The sequence below is a fragment of the Psychrobacter sp. PG1 genome, assembly GCF_014897815.1.
Classification (GTDB): Bacteria; Pseudomonadota; Gammaproteobacteria; order Pseudomonadales; family Moraxellaceae; genus Psychrobacter.
In genome coordinates this window covers 73,119-94,295 of record NZ_JABUZG010000055.1, presented here as the reverse complement: position 1 = coordinate 94,295, position 21,177 = coordinate 73,119, and the positions used below count along the sequence as shown (strand labels likewise).

General features: G+C 42.0%; 19 protein-coding genes and 2 tRNA genes. 4 read left to right on the top strand and 17 right to left on the bottom strand.

Features of this window, described 5'->3' with window-relative positions; genetic code table 11:
- Nucleotides 1-2: 2 nt before the first annotated feature.
- From INT03_RS07295 to INT03_RS07285, 3 genes are all read right to left on the bottom strand, one after another.
- Entirely contained in the window at nucleotides 3-761 is a 759-nt protein-coding gene (locus INT03_RS07295; protein ID WP_045443058.1) for an endonuclease/exonuclease/phosphatase family protein, read from the bottom strand.
- A 4-nt stretch (nucleotides 762-765) separates the two neighbouring features.
- On the bottom strand, nucleotides 766-1,518 hold the full coding sequence (locus tag INT03_RS07290) for a M949_RS01915 family surface polysaccharide biosynthesis protein (RefSeq protein WP_193008419.1): 753 nt from the start codon (nucleotides 1,516-1,518) through the stop codon (nucleotides 766-768).
- Nucleotides 1,519-1,682: 164 nt separating this feature from the next.
- Entirely contained in the window at nucleotides 1,683-2,795 is a 1,113-nt protein-coding gene (locus INT03_RS07285) for a hypothetical protein (protein WP_045443051.1), read from the bottom strand.
- A gap of 455 nt (nucleotides 2,796-3,250) precedes the next feature.
- On the opposite strand from INT03_RS07285, the gene INT03_RS07280 reads away from it, so the two are divergent.
- From INT03_RS07280 to INT03_RS07265, 4 genes are all read left to right on the top strand, one after another.
- Nucleotides 3,251-5,461 carry a M3 family metallopeptidase gene (locus INT03_RS07280; protein WP_193008418.1) on the top strand — a complete coding sequence of 737 codons (2,211 nt, stop codon included), beginning with the start codon at nucleotides 3,251-3,253 and terminating at the stop codon, nucleotides 5,459-5,461.
- On the top strand, nucleotides 5,462-5,719 hold the full coding sequence (locus INT03_RS07275) for a YheV family putative metal-binding protein (RefSeq protein ID WP_055123691.1): 258 nt from the start codon (nucleotides 5,462-5,464) through the stop codon (nucleotides 5,717-5,719).
- 113 nt (nucleotides 5,720-5,832) lie between these two features.
- Nucleotides 5,833-6,357 carry a hypothetical protein gene (locus INT03_RS07270; RefSeq protein ID WP_193008417.1) on the top strand — a complete coding sequence of 175 codons (525 nt, stop codon included), beginning with the start codon at nucleotides 5,833-5,835 and terminating at the stop codon, nucleotides 6,355-6,357.
- Nucleotides 6,358-6,390: 33 nt separating this feature from the next.
- Entirely contained in the window at nucleotides 6,391-6,981 is a 591-nt protein-coding gene (locus INT03_RS07265) for a hypothetical protein (protein ID WP_193008416.1), read from the top strand.
- A gap of 128 nt (nucleotides 6,982-7,109) precedes the next feature.
- On the opposite strand, the gene pnp is transcribed toward INT03_RS07265, so the two are convergent.
- From pnp to tpiA, 14 genes are all read right to left on the bottom strand, one after another.
- Nucleotides 7,110-9,212 (bottom strand): polyribonucleotide nucleotidyltransferase, encoded by a 2,103-nt coding sequence (pnp, locus tag INT03_RS07260; protein WP_193008415.1) that lies wholly within the window; start codon nucleotides 9,210-9,212, stop codon nucleotides 7,110-7,112.
- A 747-nt stretch (nucleotides 9,213-9,959) separates the two neighbouring features.
- Nucleotides 9,960-10,226, bottom strand: a complete 267-nt coding sequence (rpsO, locus tag INT03_RS07255) for a 30S ribosomal protein S15 (RefSeq protein WP_045443035.1) — start codon at nucleotides 10,224-10,226, stop codon at nucleotides 9,960-9,962.
- A 367-nt stretch (nucleotides 10,227-10,593) separates the two neighbouring features.
- Nucleotides 10,594-10,770 carry a hypothetical protein gene (locus tag INT03_RS07250; RefSeq protein ID WP_170108275.1) on the bottom strand — a complete coding sequence of 59 codons (177 nt, stop codon included), beginning with the start codon at nucleotides 10,768-10,770 and terminating at the stop codon, nucleotides 10,594-10,596.
- A 135-nt stretch (nucleotides 10,771-10,905) separates the two neighbouring features.
- Nucleotides 10,906-11,067, bottom strand: coding sequence for a hypothetical protein (locus tag INT03_RS07245; RefSeq protein WP_193008414.1), 162 nt, complete (start codon nucleotides 11,065-11,067; stop codon nucleotides 10,906-10,908).
- A 75-nt stretch (nucleotides 11,068-11,142) separates the two neighbouring features.
- Nucleotides 11,143-11,667, bottom strand: a complete 525-nt coding sequence (locus INT03_RS07240) for a type 1 glutamine amidotransferase domain-containing protein (RefSeq protein WP_193008413.1) — start codon at nucleotides 11,665-11,667, stop codon at nucleotides 11,143-11,145.
- Between the two features lie 376 nt (nucleotides 11,668-12,043).
- Nucleotides 12,044-13,123 carry a tRNA pseudouridine(55) synthase TruB gene (truB, locus tag INT03_RS07235; RefSeq protein WP_193008412.1) on the bottom strand — a complete coding sequence of 360 codons (1,080 nt, stop codon included), beginning with the start codon at nucleotides 13,121-13,123 and terminating at the stop codon, nucleotides 12,044-12,046.
- Nucleotides 13,124-13,139: 16 nt separating this feature from the next.
- Nucleotides 13,140-13,544 carry a ribosome-binding factor A gene (locus tag INT03_RS07230; protein ID WP_045443024.1) on the bottom strand — a complete coding sequence of 135 codons (405 nt, stop codon included), beginning with the start codon at nucleotides 13,542-13,544 and terminating at the stop codon, nucleotides 13,140-13,142.
- A 203-nt stretch (nucleotides 13,545-13,747) separates the two neighbouring features.
- On the bottom strand, nucleotides 13,748-16,474 hold the full coding sequence (infB, locus tag INT03_RS07225; protein ID WP_193008411.1) for a translation initiation factor IF-2: 2,727 nt from the start codon (nucleotides 16,472-16,474) through the stop codon (nucleotides 13,748-13,750).
- 151 nt (nucleotides 16,475-16,625) lie between these two features.
- Nucleotides 16,626-18,110 (bottom strand): transcription termination factor NusA, encoded by a 1,485-nt coding sequence (nusA, locus tag INT03_RS07220; RefSeq protein WP_055123697.1) that lies wholly within the window; start codon nucleotides 18,108-18,110, stop codon nucleotides 16,626-16,628.
- 158 nt (nucleotides 18,111-18,268) lie between these two features.
- A complete protein-coding gene (rimP, locus tag INT03_RS07215; RefSeq protein WP_193008410.1) occupies nucleotides 18,269-18,769 on the bottom strand; it encodes a ribosome maturation factor RimP in 501 nt (166 codons plus the stop codon).
- A gap of 446 nt (nucleotides 18,770-19,215) precedes the next feature.
- A tRNA-Met gene (locus INT03_RS07210) sits at nucleotides 19,216-19,292 on the bottom strand.
- A 125-nt stretch (nucleotides 19,293-19,417) separates the two neighbouring features.
- Nucleotides 19,418-19,501 (bottom strand) — tRNA-Leu (locus INT03_RS07205).
- A gap of 186 nt (nucleotides 19,502-19,687) precedes the next feature.
- Nucleotides 19,688-19,996 carry a preprotein translocase subunit SecG gene (gene secG, locus INT03_RS07200; protein WP_025652589.1) on the bottom strand — a complete coding sequence of 103 codons (309 nt, stop codon included), beginning with the start codon at nucleotides 19,994-19,996 and terminating at the stop codon, nucleotides 19,688-19,690.
- A gap of 214 nt (nucleotides 19,997-20,210) precedes the next feature.
- Complete coding sequence (tpiA, locus tag INT03_RS07195) at nucleotides 20,211-21,023, bottom strand: triose-phosphate isomerase (RefSeq protein ID WP_193008409.1); 813 nt, start codon at nucleotides 21,021-21,023, stop codon at nucleotides 20,211-20,213.
- Nucleotides 21,024-21,177: the final 154 nt, after the last annotated feature.

Genomic DNA, 21,177 nt, shown 5'->3' with positions numbered 1-21,177 from the left:
CTTTATAAATGTGCCAATTCCGCACTGAGCGGCAGATGATCAGACAGTGTCGACCATGGTTTGCCCGTATGCACCCAGGCATTTTTCACTCTTAGATTACGCACATAAATACGATCTAAGCTCAGCACAGGAAGCTTGGCTGGGAAAGTTGGCAGCAGTTTGCCATGACAATGCTTGAAAGCTTCGGTCATGCCCAAGCTAGTAGCAAGCTTATCACAAGACATTTTTTTCCAATCATTAAAATCTCCTGCCAAAATTAGTGGTTGATCAGGTGCAATCTCATTACGAACATAGTTGGCAATGGCTTCATATTGCTTGATGCGATCACGCTCAAACAAATTTAGGTGTGCACACAATACAACGACTGGTACATCCCATCCAACTGGTTGTACTTCGCAGTGCAAGACGCCACGCTGCTCAAGCTTATTAACGGTGATATTGACGTTATGCTTAGGATCCAATGGAAAACGGCTCAATACCGCATTGCCATGATGACCATTTTCATACTCTGAGTTTTTACCATAGCTATTTTGCAGCTGTAAATACTCACCAAACCATTCATGTTGCGATTGGTCAGGGTATTCGTTGTATTGCATATTGCGCTTAAGATTCTGACCTTGCACTTCTTGGAGACACAGTACATCGGAGCCAATAATATCAAGCGCTTGGGCAATACCTTGTATCTTAACTTGGCGATTCATCGGCGACATGCCTTTATGAATGTTATAGCTGGTTAGCACAAAAGAGGTCGTGGTAGTCATAGAATTAGTCATCATACTTAAAATAAATGGAACATTGATTATCGCGCCACACTGATTGCAAATGACGCCTAAATACTGATTTTTGAGAAACTGATAGCGCTGATTGCTGTAGTAATTTTTCATCAACCTTATAGTCGCCACCATAATAACCAGTAGCGTCAACTGGCTGACCTGTCTTGGCGTTACAAATTGCAGAGTTACCACGTACAGCAAATTTTTGCTGCCCTTCGTACATGATTAATTTCATCTCATCATAACTTACGTCACCACGGCAACCGAGATAATAAGGCACACTCACTTCGACAACACCGTTATTATTAATATCAGTCACTACAGCGGTATTTTTAGGGAATTCTGCGATTACATCTAACCCATCGCAGGGTACATAATCATATATTTGCCATACTCGTAAAGCCTCTTGTTCATCTATAACATATAAATGCGTGAAGACCTCTCCTGCTGGCTCGTCAGGGCTATTGGTTGAATTGAAACGCTGTAATTGAACCAAATACTGTTCTCCTACTCTGCCAATCCAAGAACGAATAGCAACAATATCTTTGGTCTTTAGCCTCATTTTATTTTTTTTAGAGTCTATTTGATAATAGTTTTGAATAGAAGGCGGCAATTGACCCCATGATAGATGGCTCACAGATATATTATTCACATCTGTCTCTGCCATACTGAGACTGGAGCTAAAGGCCACCATTGCCATAACGCTAAATAGCATGAGAGTATTTGGTATGTTATTTAGCATCATTTAATAACCTAAGGCAATCAAGTATAAGTTTTAGATAAAGGCTTAATATATCATCAATGTAAAAAGAGCATTGATTCTTATCGAACCAATGCTCCCATATTATACCTATCTTCTATCAATGGCGAATTCGCAAAGGATTGTCATCAATAGGCACTATCTATCAACTAATAGCGTGTCACCAAAGCAATTGGTTGATCTTCACCCATAATATCTTGTGGCATAAATACTGCTTCGCCACCATTATGAATGACATGCTCAATGATTTCGCCAATGGCATCATCAGTAACGCCTTCTGAAGCCGCATCATCTGCAAGACTCAAAGTCTGTGCCTTTTCATCAATTTTGGCCGATTGTATATAACCACGACGGACATAAAGCGTCTCGCCTGCACCTTGGAAGGCACTGCGATAGACTTCTTGTAGATCTGTTTGCAACATATTGGCACCGCGTGCCTTATCAATCTCACCCATGGCAGCTTGATGCAGTGATGTACGATAGCCTTCCACCGCCTCTTGCACACTATTGATAATATGCTGAGCACTACCATCTTCTAGATTGGTCGCATTTGACACTGTGGCAATGATGTTGTCTGGACGATCACAAACTTCTTTATAGTAGCCGATATTTTTAGCATCGCCAACGACAACCAAAGGCATTTTGTGCTCACCCCACAACTCTTGTACGCTTTTATCCACCTGATTAAAAAACTCTTTTAGATAGCTGCTTTCATTATTAGACGAGCGATCCGATCCACCGTCGCCTGTCGTATATAGACCATTATTTTCAATAGGAAATGGAATATTATCCATGTTTTTTTGCAGGTCGTCGTCCTTATCGAACTCTCTCACCACGCGATCATTAGACGCTTCAATCAAACGGGCATTATCACGAGTGAGCACCAAGGTGTAATAATGCACCGCGCTTGCCATATCACGCACTAAATCTCGAGTCGCAAAACGATGTGAAATCACCACACGCTCCGTGGTGTCAATCGGCATACGGATAACTTGCACATCGTCGGTACTGGCAAAAATAGCCAAGGTATCAAGATTTAAGTTGTGATTGAGCTCTTTGGTCTTATCATGAATCTTATCGAGTATGGTAGTCGCTGTGCGCTTATCGTATTCGTTGGTTAAGCGTTCTTCAGCCACTTTTAATTGGTTCTTCAGGGCAATGGGATCTTGATCATTAGCAGGATGCTCGCGATGAGTCTTAACAAAGATACTAACCGCAGGATTGGCTTTGGTTTCACGTAAACTTTTGAGAGTCGCTTTCATTTATTGCTCCTTGTTTTATTATCATTTACTTTTAACATTGTGATTTTTACTATGAATCAACTGATTCATAGTTTCTGCTATCAGTAGTACTTAATCTTTCTATTCCATTGCCTTGATGCTAGCAGTCAAACCTCACTCTCTGTAGGGTTAATTTGCAAGCAAATGATAGCGCTTTGTAAGTAGAACACTCTGTATTGTTCTAAAAGCCTGACGGATCGACTATAAACCCGTTTGATAGTCACTATCTTCTTGCTTCACACTTTATATAGTTAATGATTAGGTTGCATTTTCGTCAAATGAACCCATCTTTTATATAGCTTATCGATAAGACAGCAAAAAATAAAAATAACACAAAGCTAATGACGTTCTAAATGTCGCGGCAAGCCAATCTCTTATATAAAACGACGTTTACCCAATAATAATTCATTCACTACGATCAGATATCGGATATTTTTATGAAAACCCTTCCTGCAGATTTACGCCTTGTCGATTTTGACAACGTTTCGCCAAGTACCTTACAAAGCCATGTCATTACTGCCATCGATGAAGCCAATACATTTTTAGATGAGATGAGCGCAGATACTGACAGCCATAACAGCGCTGCTAATATCAGTGCTGAGCAAGCGCTAGCCGATGTGATGACTTTTGATCATATTAATCTGGCATTGGATCGCAGTTGGGGTATTTTATCGCACCTGAATAGCGTCATGAGCAATGATGACATTCGTCATGTCCATCATGAGCTACTACCCACATTATCTGCTTATGGCACACGAGTGGGACAGCACCAGCCGCTATTTAATCGTTATCAAACTATCGTCAATGACACAGCATTTTTTGCTGCGCTTGAGCCTGCACGAGCGCGGGCTATTGAGCTTGCGCTACGCAGTTTTGAGCTGTCAGGTGTCGCATTACCAAAAAATGAACAAGAAAATTTTGCGGCTATTCAAAGTGAGCTTTCTACCTTATCAGCGACCTTTTCAGATAACGTATTGGATGCCACCCAAGCTTATGCCTTACCGCTGCAGCAAGAGCAATTGGCAGGTCTAACCGAAAGTGGACTGGCGCTACTCGCAGATGTTGGCGAACAGTATAAAGCGCGCGCGCTTGCCAACGGTACGCTTACGCAAGTAGAAGTCGATGCGTTACCAAGTCCTTATTACGTGGCAAGCTTAAACATTCCTGTTTATCTTGCCATCATGACCCATGCGGATGACCGCGAACTGCGCGAGATCCTATACCGCGCTTATGTTACCCGTGCTTCTGAGTTTGATGCGCATACCAATGCCAAAGGTGAGTCGCTAAACAACGCCGATATCATGAGTCAAATCCTGCAATTACGTGAGCAAAAAGCCAAGCTATTAGGTTTTGGCAATTATGCAGAAGTCTCACTATCGACTAAAATGGCAGATAACGTGGCAGAAGTAGAAGCCTTTTTACGGAGTTTGGCCACGCAAGCAACTCCAGCGGCTAAGCAAGACTTAGCTCAGTTGCAAAAGTATGCGCAGGATTACGGTATTGAGGAGTTACAGGCGTGGGACAGTACTTATATCGCTGAAAAAGTCAAACAAAGCGAGTTCAGCTTATCGCAAGAAGAAATCCGCCCGTACTTTCCCTTACCAAAAGTAATTAGCGGATTATTTGCCATCGTTGAGCGTTTATACGGTATCAAAGTACAAGAGCAAAATAATGATAAGACAGATAGTGAAAGCACATCCGTATCACGCTGGCACGACGATGTCAGCTTTTATCAGTTGTTTGATGCTGATGATAACGTGCTTGGTGGCTTTTACTTTGACTTATTTGCTCGTAGTGGTAAACGCGGCGGCGCTTGGATGAGTGGTTTTCAGTCGCGTTATACGTATGACGAGCAAGACCATCAGCAGCTACCCGTTTGCTTTATGGTGGGTAACTTTACCCCTGCCCTCGATGGCAAACCAAGCTTATTGACGCATGATGAAGTATTGACTCTATTCCATGAGTTTGGTCACGGCCTGCATCATTTATTAACCCAAGTGACGGTCGGTGATGTCGCTGGTGTCAATGGCGTTGAGTGGGACGCGGTCGAGCTGCCCAGTCAATTTATGGAAAACTGGGCGTGGGATGCCGAAGGTATTGCGCTGATTAGTAGCCACGTCGAAACGGGTGCGCCATTAACAAAAGACAAACTTGCAGCGTTATTGGCGGTGAAGAATTTCCAAAGTGGCATGCAAACCCTACGTCAAATCGAATTCGCACTGTTTGACTTATTGATTCATGCGCATACGCCAGCGCTAGATTATGACGGTATATTAGCCACGCTAAATACCGTTCGAGACGACATTGCTATCATGCAGACACCTGACTACAACCGTTTTGCCAACGGCTTTAGTCATATCTTTGCAGGCGGCTATGCGGCAGGTTATTACTCGTATAAATGGGCAGAGTTGCTATCGGCAGATGCCTTTAGCAAGTTTGAAGAAGAAGGTATTTTTAACCCAGTCACTGGTAAAGCCTTCCGTGAGACAATTTTATCCGTTGGTGGTAGTTTCCCTGCCAAGATCAACTTTGAAAACTTCCGTGGTCGCAGTGCTAGTATCGATGCTTTGTTACGTCATAGCGGTTTTTCTGATACTAAAAAAGGCAGTGCTGCTGCTAATGCCTCAACAACACATGGGATGATTTAAATGCGCTATCAATCAACGCGACCAAAGCGACAGTTTTTATCCGGTGTTCGCTGCCCTAAGTGTCAAGCGATGGATGCGGTGGTACAAATAAACGTCGTCACCCCAGAACCTGATGAGTATATTGAATGCACATTATGTGGACATAGCGAACATCGCCCTGACCCTGATGCCATCAGTGCCAAAAACCATGCTGAAGATCAGCTTATACGTGATGCTATGGCTACTGGTACCAGCGGCACAGTAAAATTCAAACCTTAAATATTAAGCGTTAAGTCTTAATAGCTACCAGCCTATCTAGCAATAGATAGGCTTTTTATTTTGAGTTTGCTATAGTATGGCTACTTATATTTCTAACATAAATCGACTATAGTATGAAAAGCCAAAAAATGCGTCCTCTGTCAACCAAATCACTGAAAAAAAAGCCCACTAAGTCACGCCAGAAATGGTGGTCAATTATTATATTAGCGGCATTACTGATTGGCTACTTGGTCTGGAAAAACAATTCGATAGACACTAATACTACGCCTATCGAAAGTACACCGTCGACTACCGAACCAGATAGCGCTACTCAATTAGATGCTACGCCCTTAGGCAGTAATGACAATAATTCAAACAATAGTGACTTAACGTCAAATACTAATGAGACAACCACAGTTAATCAAATACCTAATGCTGATGCGATCTTAAATGCGGCTTTGCCAGAAACAGATAGTCTTGCCAAAGAGGAAATAGATCGCTTAGAAGACGAGCGTAAGCGCTTAGCTGAACAAGAAAAATTGGCTGCTGAACAACTGACGATGAACAAGCAATTAACTGATATGAAAGCAGAGCAAATCGCCCTACTTGAACAACAAATAGCGCAATTAGAAGCCGAGACAAACGGCGACAAACAGTAGCTAATTATTTAGACTTTTATCAAGGGGCTGACAATGGCGACTTTGCAACTTACCCACGCCCCTATCTTAAATAGTAGCGCGCAGCTGCTTATTCTACCAGTCAATACTGCAGGGATTCTTTTAGATCCTGTTCTCACAAAAGCTAAGACTTTATTTGCTGATAATTATCAACGTTACTATCGTGCATGCCGTGATGGCAGTTTACGTGTAGGTAGTTGCTTACTGCATAAACGCGCGCTTGAGCAAGCTGGTTTAAGCATCAGCAGTAATGGTAATCAGCCCAGTTATATCGCTAATCTTGTGGTATCAAATCATCCTTACCACCCCACACGGTCACAATGGTTAATTGCCGCGTTGAATGATTTATCTGAGCAGCTTATCCCGCTCATCCGTTATCAAGGTATTCGCAGAATTGCCCTAATGGTACGTCCTCTTACTCATAACCACTCACGAAATGATACAGATAACTTATGCAACGCAGCCAATTTAGCAAACACAGGCTCACTTGCGTTAGACTGGCACGCTGATATCTTGCCGTTACTCATACAGCACCTACAAGATTTGCCTAAAGTTCGAATCGATATTCATCTTCCTAAAGACTTTAATATAGACCAATCACTTTGATATAGACCAGTTACTTTAATAAGATATTCTACTGCAAATAAGATTTTACACCCATAAAAAAACCGCCTTAAGCACTCATGACGAGAGACTTAAAGCGGTTTTTAGATGTTGACTACATTAGATATCGATTAGCTTTGTTCGATACCTTTCATAGTCAATTTAATACGACCACGGTTATCGACGTCTTGGACGAAGACTTTAACGATTTGACCTTCTTTTAGGTAGTCAGAAACATTCTCAACGCGCTCTTCAGCGATTTGTGAGATATGTACCAAGCCATCAGTGTTTGGCAAGACGTTAATAAACGCGCCAAAATCAACGATACGAGCAACCGTACCTTCATACGTTTTGCCCACTTCAACTTCTGCAGTCAACGCTTCGATTCTACCGATAGCTGCTTTAGTTGCCGCTTTGTTTTCACCAAAGATACGAATCGTGCCGCCATCATCGATATCGATAACTGCACCAGTCTCTTCAGTTAACTGACGAATCATCGCGCCGCCTTTACCGATTACGTCACGGATTTTATCCGGATTGATTTCGATAACCGCATAGTTTGGTGCATGAGCGTTGATTTCAGTACGACTCTCAGGCAATACTTTATTCATCGCGTCCAAAATATGGATACGACCGGCATGGGCTTGCTTAAGCGCTTGCTCCATGATGTCAGGCGTAATACCTTCGATTTTGATGTCCATCTGCAGCGCAGTGATACCATCTTTAGAACCAGCAACTTTAAAATCCATATCGCCAAGATGATCTTCATCACCTAAGATGTCTGATAGTACAGCGAAACGCTCGCCTTCTTTAACCAGACCCATGGCGATACCAGCAACTGGTGCTTTTAGTGGAACACCCGCATCCATCAATGCCAAACTTGCACCACAAACAGACGCCATGGAAGATGAACCATTTGACTCAGTAATCTCTGATACCACACGGATGACATACGGGAAGCGGTCGCTATCCGGTAGCATCGCTTGTACACCGCGGCGAGCTAGACGACCATGACCGATTTCACGACGTTTTGGAATACCTTCACGACCTGTTTCACCAACTGAGAAATGTGGGAAGTTGTAATGCAGCATGAAATGGTCACGAATCGTGCCACCTAGTGAGTCAATCATGTTGACGTCACGGCTGTTACCAAGCGTGGTCGTAACCAATGCTTGCGTTTCACCGCGTGTGAACAATGCTGAACCATGCGTGTATGGCAATACACCAACTTGTACGTCAAGCGCACGAACAGTCTCAAGATCACGACCATCAATACGCGGCTTGCCTGACAAGATATTGTCACGGACCGTACGATATTTAAGATCGTTATAAATTTCTTTAAGCTCAGTTACGGTATCAGTATAACTTTCTGACTCAGCATCACCAGCAAGTGCATCAATAATTGACTGCTTGATTTCGTCAAGCTTAGTGTAACGCTCTTGCTTATCAGTAATCGTATAAGCGTCAGCAACTTGCTCACCAAACTGCTCTTTCATGCTGCTGGTAAGCGCTTGATCACGCTCAGGGGCAGTATACTGCTGCTTAGCAGTACCGATTTCTTCTGCCATTGAAGTAATGTTATCAATAACGATTTGCTGTTGCTGATGACCATATAATACCGCGCCTAGCATTTGATCTTCTGACAGCTCTGCCGCTTCAGATTCAACCATCAATACAGCAGATTTAGTACCGGCAACCACTAGGTCAAGGTCACTCTCTTTAAGCTGCTCAATCGTTGGGTTCAGGATGTACTCGCCGTTGATAAAGCCAACACGGGCAGCTGCGACAGGACCATTGAATGGTGCATCAGAGATAGCCAGTGCCGCTGATGCGCCGATTAAGGCTGCGATATCTGCAGACTGAGTCTTATCTGATGAAACAACCGTTGCCGTAATTTGAATTTCGTTAACATAACCTTCAGGGAATAGCGGACGAATCGGACGGTCAATCAAGCGTGAGGTTAGGGTTTCGAACTCGCTTGCACGACCTTCACGTTTGCCATAGGCACCTGGGATTTTGCCCGCTGCATACATTTTTTCTTGATAGTTGACCGTTAGCGGAAAGAAGTTTTGACCTTCTTTAGCCTCTGATTTTACTACTGCTGCGACAAGTACCGTAACGCCGCCCATGTGTACTAAGATAGAGTTTGCTTGACGAGCAATACGACCTGTCTCGATCACAACCTGTTGGTTGCCATACTGAAATTCACGCTTAATGGTGTTAAACATTGTCATATAATCTTCCTAATGTTGACTGACGAAAGTAATATCAGCATTATAAAAAGCTGATATTTTTCATTAAAATTCTGTGTATGTGACTACTAGTGTATATGACTAATAATTGACAGTCTTTCTCTCAGAAATCATCTCAACCAGTGCCAATAACATTACCTAGTTATTCCATATGCCTATCCGTGCTAGACATCGTACTATTGTGTATATTTGGTCATTCAATTTTGGCTTTACTATAAATACTATCAAAAAGACCTTAAGTCAAAAGACTTCGGTGCTAAAAACCCTACAGGCTATTTTTCTGCGCTTTTGAGAGTCGGATATTAGCGCAGCTAGCTATTCTATAAGCTAAGAAACAGGTATTTTATAAATAGTCACCATATATATAGTAGATATATTATCAAACTCACAAGGCATTATTTTACAGTGATTTATAGCCATTGACCAATGAATTGCGGAACACAGCAATTATCGATAGAAAACACTTAGCTCTAGCCTCTAGTATTACTGTTTTCACGAAAACTTATATTACCTACTTTGAATTGGTCTTTACAACCAATGCTATCCAAAATCGATCTTGAAAATGAATAAGCATAAAAAAACGGCGTGAAACTATTCCACACCGTTTTTAGAAAAATCTATTTTATCGATAGCAACAAGCAAGTTCCAAGCGAATCAGCAAAAATTCTAAAATAGCACCATATGATGGCTTCTTTTATTTTAGCATCCACTCGTACTATTGTCGTTAGATTAACGACGTAGACCTAACTGGCTGATAAGCGTGGTGTAACGACCAAGATCTTTACCTTTTAGGTAATCAAGCAATTTACGACGCGTGTTAACCATACGGATAAGACCGCGACGGCTATGATGATCAGCTTTGTGTGCTTTAAAGTGGTTCTGCAAATCGTTGATACGAGCACTCAATAGAGCTACTTGAACTTCTGGAGAACCAGTGTCATTTTCGCCACGTTGGTATTGAGCAATGATTTGTTCGCGATCGGTATTAGTTAGCATAAATATCTCCGGCAATGCTAAAAGCTTTAAGACATTCTCGAATTTGAGTAAGATCTAAAGCAGTAGAATAGTAAATAAAATAGCCTGCACGTCATTCAGGACAACCCTGCATTACTAGAGTTGACCTAGTGTACGACAAGCTAATTAGTCATAACGACCATTTAGGATAAGTTGCGATGAGAGAGCACTTAATATAACTATCCGTTTTGGACAGCCTATGAAGCACGATGTCTTATCTCAACCTAATATAAATGTGACGGTGATTATAACAAAAAACTGCTGAACTAGCAGCAGTTTTTCATAATACTTGTAAAGTCAGATTTATTTTTTATAGTTAAATCATCCGTCAATAGGCAATAAAATTTGCTTATTTCTTAACGTCATCTTCCGTCGCGTTACCGCCTAGTTCATCATCTTCAAGCGGTGCAGCTGTGGTAACTTCTGCTAAACTATCAGGAGTAGCATGCTCGCTAGGATTGATGTCTTCTGCAAGCCTTTCAATCTCTTTTTCTTGCTCATCCATATTATTCAATGAATTACTCATATTAGCTCCTGAATTATTATTTTTTGAAGTAGCTGTTTTATACTTTTTACATTGAAATGCAAATGTCATCAGTGATATTGAGGTGATAAGCCAATATATCAGTGTCACCCTATTATGGATGACACTTTACATACTCTACTTGTCTTCTTTAGCATTTCCTAGGTTGTCCGCAATACGCTCTGCTGCGGCTTCACTATCTTCAGTATGATTGTTCTCAGTTTGGCCTTTAAGCGCTGCAGTTGCTGACTCAGAACGTTGTTGCTCAAGCTTGGTATCGTTTGGATTAGAATTTGACATAATATTTTCCTCAGTTACGGTTGTGAACGTTTAAGAAATATAAATAATTAATTATTCAGTAAATGGGTAGAAAAATTAAGATAATGCCTTATCAATAGCATCAACGAAATTGCTGATATCATCTGGATTACGTGAGGTAATCAAATTACCGTCTACCTGTACTGTTTGATCTACAAATTTTGCACCAGCGTTTTCTAAATCTATCTGCAGCGTATGATAAGCAGTGAGCGTTTTACCTTTGGCAATACCTGTATTGATAAGTGCCCAAGGAGCATGGCAAATGACAGCTAATGGCTTGCCTGCATCATTGATAGCATTGATAATACTATGAGCCTCTTCATTGCCACGAATCGTATCCGCATTGACAGTACCACCTGGTAGCACCAACGCATCATAATCAGAAATGCTTGCGTCTTTTGCAAAAATATCAGCAATAAAGGTGTCGCCTTTGTCTACATCTTGCTGCATGGCTTGCACTTCTTTTTCTTTATTTGTGGTTATAAGAAGTGTCTTGTAACCTTTATCTTTGAGTTGATTATTAACCTCTTCGTATTCTGCTTGCTCGAAGTTATTATGCAGTAAAAAAGCAACGGTTTTCATGATATTCCTTTTTTCATTATGAGTGATTTTCTTTTAGTTGTTTTATTATTCATACTTTATTTTTATGAGTCGTTGTTATTATTGGCTATATAGTCTTCCTCTGACCCATCTTGTTCCTATTAAATATTCTCTTTCGAACCTAGTTTTTATTTTTGATATATGACTTTTTATCTTATTATTTTTTTATGTTCTTATTCTTAGAGTCTTAGTTCGATTTATTTTTCTATCCAGACTTCCTATCCGGTAGATCTAAAGTACAAAAAAAACAGGTTCCACCATAGGTGAAACCTGCAATAAAATGTGAGGATATGTGATTAGTGTAAACTATTAGTAAGCTAAATCGTGTTTAAACGAGGGTTATATAAGAACCGTAACATTAACGCTGGATTAATTTTTTAGGCTGCAATCTACCGTTGAGACTTACGGCACCCAATCCAAGAAAATGACCTTGCTGATTTATCAAACGAATATCAGCTGGAATCTCATGGATCAAGGGTTGTTGGTCATCGTCACTACTAACCATATCACTATCTAGTTGGGTATCATTGTTTTCTGACACAGACGACTGATGACTGATACTAGTTGAAATATAGTCGCGCAGACTGTCTGTCAGTTGCTCAAATACATTCAAACGTTGACCCATGTGTATACGCTCACACTGCTCAACCGTCAACACCATCTCAGCTTCTATATTAATGCAAGCATCTACCGGCATCAATTGCTCTTGCCTGTTATCAAACGCTAATACTTCCAAGTCTGACAAAGTAATCACATCATTGATTTTAAAATCACCAACCTGCGTACGGCGTAATGCAGTCAAATGCCCTAATGTACCCATCGCTTTGGCGATGTCTTCACCGAGTACACGCACATAAGTCCCTTTAGTACAGGTCACTGTCAATTGAATTTTCTCATGATCAAGCGCTTTTAAATCAATGGCCTTGATTACAATATCTCTAGGCGCTCGTTCTACTTCAATTCCCGCACGAGCATACTCATAGAGTTTTTTGCCATCTTTTTTTAGTGCAGAATACATTGGCGGTATCTGCTGCTGAGTACCTAAAAACTGCTGGGCGACTTTGTCTAAAAGTACATCATCAAATTTTGGAATGGGTGCCTCAGCAGTGATTTGTCCATCGGCATCACCCGTATCAGTTTGACCGCCAAGTAAAATAGTTGCTTGATAGGATTTGTCCGCATCTAGCTGATAATGGCTAAATTTCGTCGCTTCACCCATACAAATCGGCAATAGACCGGTTGCCATTGGATCAAGTGTCCCTGTGTGCCCCGCTTTTTTACTGTCATGATTTGGCGACTTAAAAAGATACTTCACCTTCGATACGACTTGCTGAGAGGTCATACCTTGAGGCTTGTCGACTAAAATAACACCCGAGACTTTAATCTTGTTAGGGTGATTACTAGACTTTTTATCCGCTTGCGTAGATGCGATAGACATAACGACTTTTACCCTTCTACTCTTCGTTTTCTTGCTCGTCAGACTCATTTTCTTCAGTCTTAATAACTGCTTTACTGATTAAATCCATCATGTAATTACCACGAGCAGTCACTTCGTCATAATGAAAACGCAAGCGTGGTGTGGTACGTGTTTTGAGGCTGTGGCTTAATTCGGTGCGCAAAAAGCCCGCCGCTTTATTAAGTACTTTGATACTCTCTTCATGATTGGTCTTATTCATGGAATCGTTAAGCTCAGGCTCCATGATGGTGACATAGACATCAGCATATCCTAAGTCAGGACTAACCTTGACACTAGAAATAGTGACAAAACCAGTCAAACGAGGGTCATTGACTGCATCACGAATGAGAACAGCAAGCTCACGCTGAATTTGGTCGGCTAAGCGTTGTAGACGTTGGTTCATATTGTTACCTTACTTTAATATGGCTTATTTTCACTGATTGATATATTGGCTTATTAACAAATTTTAGGACTAATAGTTGGTAAAAAAGGCCTAGCAGGATGTACCTGTTAGGCCTAAGTACAGCTAGATATTAAGAAGATACTAATCTGCTCAGCTGATTAAGCATATTGCATAATTAGATATCCTGCTATCGAACTGTAACGTTAGATAGTACGTGCAAACTCTTGGATTTCAAAGACTTCGATCTTATCGCCAGCTTCGACATCATAACCACGAACAGCCATACCGCATTCCATGCCAGTACGTACTTCATTAACGTCTTCTTTATAGCGACGCAATGATTGCAATTGACCAGTAAAGATAACTTGGTCATCACGCAATACGCGGATCGGTTTGTTGCGATAAATTGTACCTTCAACCACCATACAACCAGCAGCAGCACCGAACTTACTAGAACGGAATACTTCACGAACGTCTGCAACACCAAGGATTTTCTCACGATGTTCTGGCGCAAGCATACCACTCATAGCTGCTTTGACATCATCAATCAAACCATAGATAACGCTGTAATAACGGATATCCATGTTGGCGGCATCTGCTTTGCGACGTGCGGTCGCATCAGCACGAACGTTGAAACCTAACAATACCGCTTCGCTAGATTCTGCAAGTGTCACATCAGATTCAGAAATAGGACCGACGCCTGAGCTGATTACTCTGACTTTAACTTCATCAGTTGATAGCTCATTCAATGCAGAAAGGAGTGCTTCAAGCGAACCACGAACATCGGTTTTCAATACTATATTCAAGAATGACACATCGCCTTGTTCCATCTGATCAAACATGCTTTCTAAACGCATGGCATTCTGACGTTCAAGTTGACGCTCACGCTCACGGTTGCTTCTAAACTCTGCCACTTCGCGAGCTTTTTTCTCGTCGGTTAAGACTAAGAACTCGCTGCCAGCTGCTGGCGTTTCAGGTAGGCCTAAAATTTCTACAGGGATAGAAGGACCCGCTGATTGAATACGCTTACCATGTTCATCAGTCATCGCACGAACTTTACCATAATGCTCGCCTGCCAAGACCAAGTCGCCTTGCTTTAATGTGCCTTTTTTAACTAAGACGCTAACAACTGGACCGCGCCCTTTTTCAAGTCTTGATTCAATGACCACACCTTGAGCAGCGCCATCTAACGGTGCTTCTAGCTCCATTAGTTCAGCTTGTAGGCTGATAAGTTCTAACAGCTCATCAATACCATCACCGGTTTTAGCTGAGATACGAGCCATTGGGGTATCGCCGCCCCACTCTTCTGAAACAACTTCTTTAGCGGTCAATTCATTAAGGACGCGATCTGGATCAGCGCTTGGCTTATCCATTTTATTAATTGCAACGATAATTGGCGTACCAGCAGCACGAGCATGATCAATAGCTTCTGCTGTTTGCGGCATCATACCATCATCAGCGGCAACAACTAACACAACAATATCAGTCGCCTGTGCACCGCGTGAACGCATAGCACTAAAGGCCGCGTGACCTGGAGTATCAAGGAAGGTAATCACACCGCGATCGGTTTTAACGTGATAAGCACCGATATGCTGAGTAATACCACCTGCTTCACCAGTTGCCACTTTTGTTTCACGAATTTTATCAAGTAATGATGTCTTACCGTGATCGACGTGACCCATGATCGTGACTACTGGCGGACGAGTTTGAACGTTACTGCTACGCTCATCAACGGCGTCTTGTAGATCGTCTTCAACCTTAGTATCACTAACCAGTACTGGATTGTGACCCATCTCTTCAACGAGCAAACTTGCTGTCGCTTGATCAATCGTATCTGACTCACGAGCCATCTCACCCATTTTCATAAGCAATTTGGTGACTTCGCGCGCTTTAACTGCCATACGTTGAGCAAGATCTGCGACTGTAATTTGTTCGCTAATCTCAACATCGTAAACAATTTTTTCAACAGGTTTTTCGAACTTATGCTGTGATGCTTGCGTTGAACGCAAACCGTTTTTACGGTTTTTGATCTCACGCTCATCTTGATTCTTACGACGACCACGTCCACGAGCACTAGTACTACTGGTGCCACGCTTGATTTCACGACGTTCTTTTTCAAACGATTCTTCTAAGGCATCACCAACCAAACCTTCAGCTAGTGGCTCGTCTTTACGAACTTCAGAAGCAGGCTGATCTGTATATTTTCCAGCCATTTTACGCATTTGTTCAAGCGTACGTTTCTGTGCTTCTTCAGCTTGAGCGCGGCGTGTTTCTGTTTCGATTTCACGTAAACGAGCTTCTTCTTTCTCACGCATTTCGCGCGCTTTACGCTCAATTGCCGTTTCAACTTTCGGTTTCGTCGCTGCAACTTTTTTCTTCGGTTGGTCTTTAGGTTTGACTTCGACAGTGGTTTTGCCACCTTTTTTCACAACCACTGAGGTTGAGATATCGTCGTTTTTATCATCTGACTTTTTGCTAGAGCCTAAGCTTGCACGCATTGCAGCCAAGGTTGCAGCTTGACGTTCTTCAGATTTTTTCTTGGTAGCAGCACGCTCTTCAGCATCTTTAGCAGCACGTTCTTGCGACTCAATCATCGCTTGTTCACGCGCAGCCAACTCTTCAGCCATTTTTTCTGGATCAGGCTTTTCAAATACTTTCTTTTTACGCACTTCCACATTGACGCTCTTAGATTTACCTGAAGAGCCGGTCACGCGCGCAGTGCTAGTTGTCTTAGACTTAAGACTAATACGACGCTTTTCTTGCTGACCATGACTTTGCTTTAAATACGTCACCAACTTCTCTTGCTCAAGCTCAGTGACTAGGTCACCTTCTGCACGAGCAGGCAGTCCAGCATCTACCAATTGCTGTTGTACAGCACTTGCGGTTTTGCCTACCATATCTGCCAGTTCTTTGACGGTCTTATCTGCCATTTATTATCACCTACTGTCTATTATTTGCTATATGTTCAATTCAGTTGTTGGCTACAAATGATTGGGGTAAGGCTGGTATTGGTACTGCGTTCATACCAGCACTTTATTATCGATAGCATATCACTAAAAGACAGCGATATGCAGTTACCGCTTATTCATTGAACCAAGATTCCCGAGCTTTCATGATGAGTTTTCCTGCGGTTTCAGAGTCTAAACCTTCGATATCTTCGAGATCGAAGACTGCTTGTTCTGCCAAATCATCAACGGTAATAATGTCTTTTTGTGCCATTTTATAGGCCCAATTGACTGTCATACCTTCAAGCTCTTGTAGCTCTTGACTTGGCTCTTTCATGTTCTGTTGTTTGACCAGCTCATCAGCGATGACCACTTCTTTTGCACGCTCTTGAATCATCTCAATCGCTTCATCGTCTAGACCTTCGATATCATAAAAGGTTTCAACTGGTACGTAAGCCACTTCTTCAATACTGGTAAAACCAATATCGACAAGTGCTTGCGCTAAGTCTTTATCCACTTCTAAACGTTCATAAAATAATTCGATAAAAGCTTTCGATTCGTTTTGTTGACGCTGCTGATATTCTTCTTCTAGCATCATATTAAGCTTATAGCCCGTTAGCTCAGACGCTAAACGTACGTTTTGACCTTGTGAACCGATCGCACGTGCCAACTGATCATTGGTGCTAAAGATAATATCAGCTGTCTGCGTATCTTCATCCAAGATGATGCTACTGACGTCAGCTGGCTCTAAAGCACTGATAATGAACTGTGCTGGATCATCTGACCATACCACCACATCAATGCGTTCGCCATCAAGCTCCTGCTGTACGGCTTGGATACGTGTACCACGCATACCAATACAAGCACCAACTGGATCGATACGATGATCGTTGGTTTTCACAGCTATTTTAGCACGAGTACCCGGCAAGCGCGCGACGTTGCGGATTTCAATAATTTGTTCGGCAATTTCAGGCACTTCTTTTTGCATCAATGCTGAAAGCATTTCAGGATGAGTACGAGACAGTAGCAACTGAGCGCCGCGGTTTTCACGGTTTACATGATACAAGATAGCATTGATACGTGATTTTGCACGTAATTGCTCACGCGGCAGCATCTGATCACGTGACAAATAGCCTTCGGCATTGTCACCTAGATCAATGATATAGCCATCACGAGTCTGCTTCTTGACTTCGCCATACATCATCTCGCCAACACGCGGCTCAAAAGCATCTGCTACTAAATTACGCTCAGCTTCACGAATCTTTTGGATGATGACTTGTTTGGCTTGAGTCGCAGCAATACGACCAAACTCAATCGATTCAATCTGTTCTTCTTTGACATCGCCGATTGACCATTCTTCTGGATCAAGATCGCTGATGGCTAGCTGACAAGCAGGCATTTCATGGTCTTCATCTGCAACCACTGTCCAGTAACGATAAGTATCATAATCGCCCGTTGTACGGTCGATAGCAACCCGTACCGCTACTTCTGGCTGTTCGGTGTATACTTTTTTCTTAGTCGATACCACCAAAGCATCTTCTATCGCTTCAAAGATATCTTCAGGATTTAAGCCCTTTTCATTACTGACAGTTTCTACTACCGTTAAGATTTCACGACTCATGCTATACCTGTCCTATCATTTTTAATTGACTTAAATTTTATAATTTATGTATTGCTATTATATTTTCACCGTAAGCTATATAAGCTGTTTGGATATTAAAATGCTGATGGATGATTTGTTACTTCAAGTTTTCAAATCAAACCAAGCTGTACAAAAGCTTAGGCATCTTCATAAATCAAATTGGCTTTATCAATATTACTCAGCGCAATCTCAAACTGCTGACCATCGCTTGATGTCAGATTTAAGACATTTGTATCGATACTATCTAAAGTACCTGTCGCTTTGCGACGTTTTTGATCACCTTCACCAATCGCTTGTATTAAACGCAAGCTGACGGTTTGACCAACATAGGCATGCATCTGCTCATCTGAAAAGAATGCACGGTCAAAACCTGGTGAAGAGACTTCTAAGATAAACTCACCAGCAATCGGATCATGAACCTCAAGAATACCGCTCACTTGATGGTTCACTGCTGCACAGTTTTCAATGGTTACTTGTTTATTTTGGGCCTGCTCTTCTGGCAATGCCTCAATATAGATGCGTAATAAAGAGCGATTGCCTTGCGGTGCAAACTCGATACCCCATAATGCCACATCGCAAGCCGCGACGGCAGGAGCAATAATATTAGTCAGTTCTGTAACTTTGGTTGAAAGCTTCATAATCTATTTATCTTTTCCTATTCACGTATCTATCGTACTTAGTAAACCGCGTAATTGTCGCTCACTCATGGAATTTATTTATTAGTAAGAGACACAGTCATTATATTATCTTGAATCACAAACATATTATTTTATATGATATGCGCTTATATGGGGATGAGCACAAAAAACATCAAGCTCAGCCAGACAATGCTTTTATTATTCACAAAGCAGTACTATCGATAAAGGAGTGAGAAATAAAGGATAGTGTGCTTAAGAAGCAGCGCGCCGATAGCGGCAGGTGACAACCAATAGCGAATAATATCGCACTCTATAGAACTAGAGCTTAGCATAAGTAGGATAGATACCGCGATACCACTGACCGTCAGATACAAAAAAACCCACAAACATAATGGTGGGCTAATCGTTACTGACAAATTTAGTGTACAAAACATCAGTATAAAAAGTGGTAGCGGGGGCTGGATTTGAACCAACGACCTTCGGGTTATGAGCCCGACGAGCTACCAGACTGCTCCACCCCGCATCAATCTATGGTGCGTATTATAGGGGGGTTTTATATAAGTGTCAATCTTTATTTTAAATAAATTAAACTAAATTTCTTACCTATATTACTAACGCCGCACTTAATACGTTACAACTTTAAAAACTTGGTGCGATTGGGGGGACTTGAACCCCCACAGCTTGCGCCACCACCCCCTCAAGATGGCGTGTCTACCATTCCACCACAATCGCATTTTTCACTGCTCTACTATTACTATCTAATCTATCATAATAGATGCTTAAGGTAGGCATCGATAGAATCAGACTGCTAAAACAGAAAAGCATTGTAAATCTAACGCCTCAAAATAGCAAGAGCTGCCTCAATTAAAAGGCAATGACTAAAGACAACTATTAAAGGTAAGTGTCTTTAAAATACAGTTATTGAGGATTCTGTGTCAATGGACGCGGCGTTTGTGGTGCTGACACAGGTGCATCTAAACGGAACTGATCTTCAGCCTGTTTGCGCGCGTGAACGGCTAGGGTCATACTGGTGATAAAAAATATCACTGTTAAGACTGCTGTCGCACGCGTTAAAAAGTTCGCTGTTCCTGCCGCACCAAAAACCGTACCTGACGAGCCAGCGCCAAAAGAAGCTCCAGCGTCTGCCCCTTTACCATGCTGTATCAAAATCAAGCCGATCATGGCAATCGCCACGATAATATGCAGGGCTAATATAAACGTAAACATGGTGGCCTCTTTTGCCGCGTAATGACGACTGATAACGGAAAATAAATCTTACGGTTAATAGGAATAGCAATTGACGGGTAATGCTGCCAAATCGATTATATAAATAAGGCGCATTGTACACGATTGCAAGGGCACTGTTAAACCTACTTTTACCAACTGATAAAGACATTTTATAATCGAGACTGCCATGAAATGCACGTTTCATCTCTATTAACTAGTCTTTAGCTCGACTAAAGGCATTGGCAATTGCCAAAAAACTCTCTACCTTTAATGATGCGCCGCCAACCAATGCCCCATCAATCATAGGATCTGCGGCAAAGCTATCAGCATTGTCCGCATTGACACTACCACCATATAACACACTCATTACCTTTAGTGATTCTGCAAAGCCTGTGATGGTTTGCTTGATATGCTGATGCGTTTGACTGACTTCGCTCACGGTTGGGACTTTGCCAGTACCAATCGCCCACACTGGCTCATAAGCAATGATCAGTCGATCAGATAGTGATGATATGAGATCTGGTTGAGTAGTAATTACTTCTTTTATTACTGATAACTGAGTGTCAATTACGTCAAGGGTTTGCTTATCATCATATTGAGCCTGAGTTTCACCAATACAAAATACCACGCCCAAACCTTGGGTGAGTGCGTGAGTCACTTTCTGCAATAACGTATCGTGAGACTCGCTATGATACTGGCGACGCTCAGAATGACCCAGTATCGTCCAAGTTGCCCCAGCGTCTGCTATTTGCTGTGCTGAGCAATCACCCGTATAAGCGCCAACGCTAGCACTATGCGCACTGACGTCTTGCGCTGCACTCAATATCGAACTACCAGCTAAACGCGCACTGACAGCTGCCAGATGAATACAGCTTGGTGCCACCATCAACTGACAGCGACTACTTGACCGTTCTGTGTTGGCTTGCTCTTTAGCATCAATCGTAGTCAACAAATTATTCAACAATAAATCGACGTCGTGACTCGTTGCTGGATTTTGTTTCCAATTACCAATTACCCAAGCTTGCATACTCATCTACCTTGTTTCATCTATTCTTGCCAATTTGGCTAATATGCGCGCCAGTATAACAAATAATTCTCAAGTGCTATAGTATGCTGCCGCCAGCAGAAAAACAGACAGTCAGTGCGAATATTTACTAGGGCGTATCCTCACTCTAAAAAAT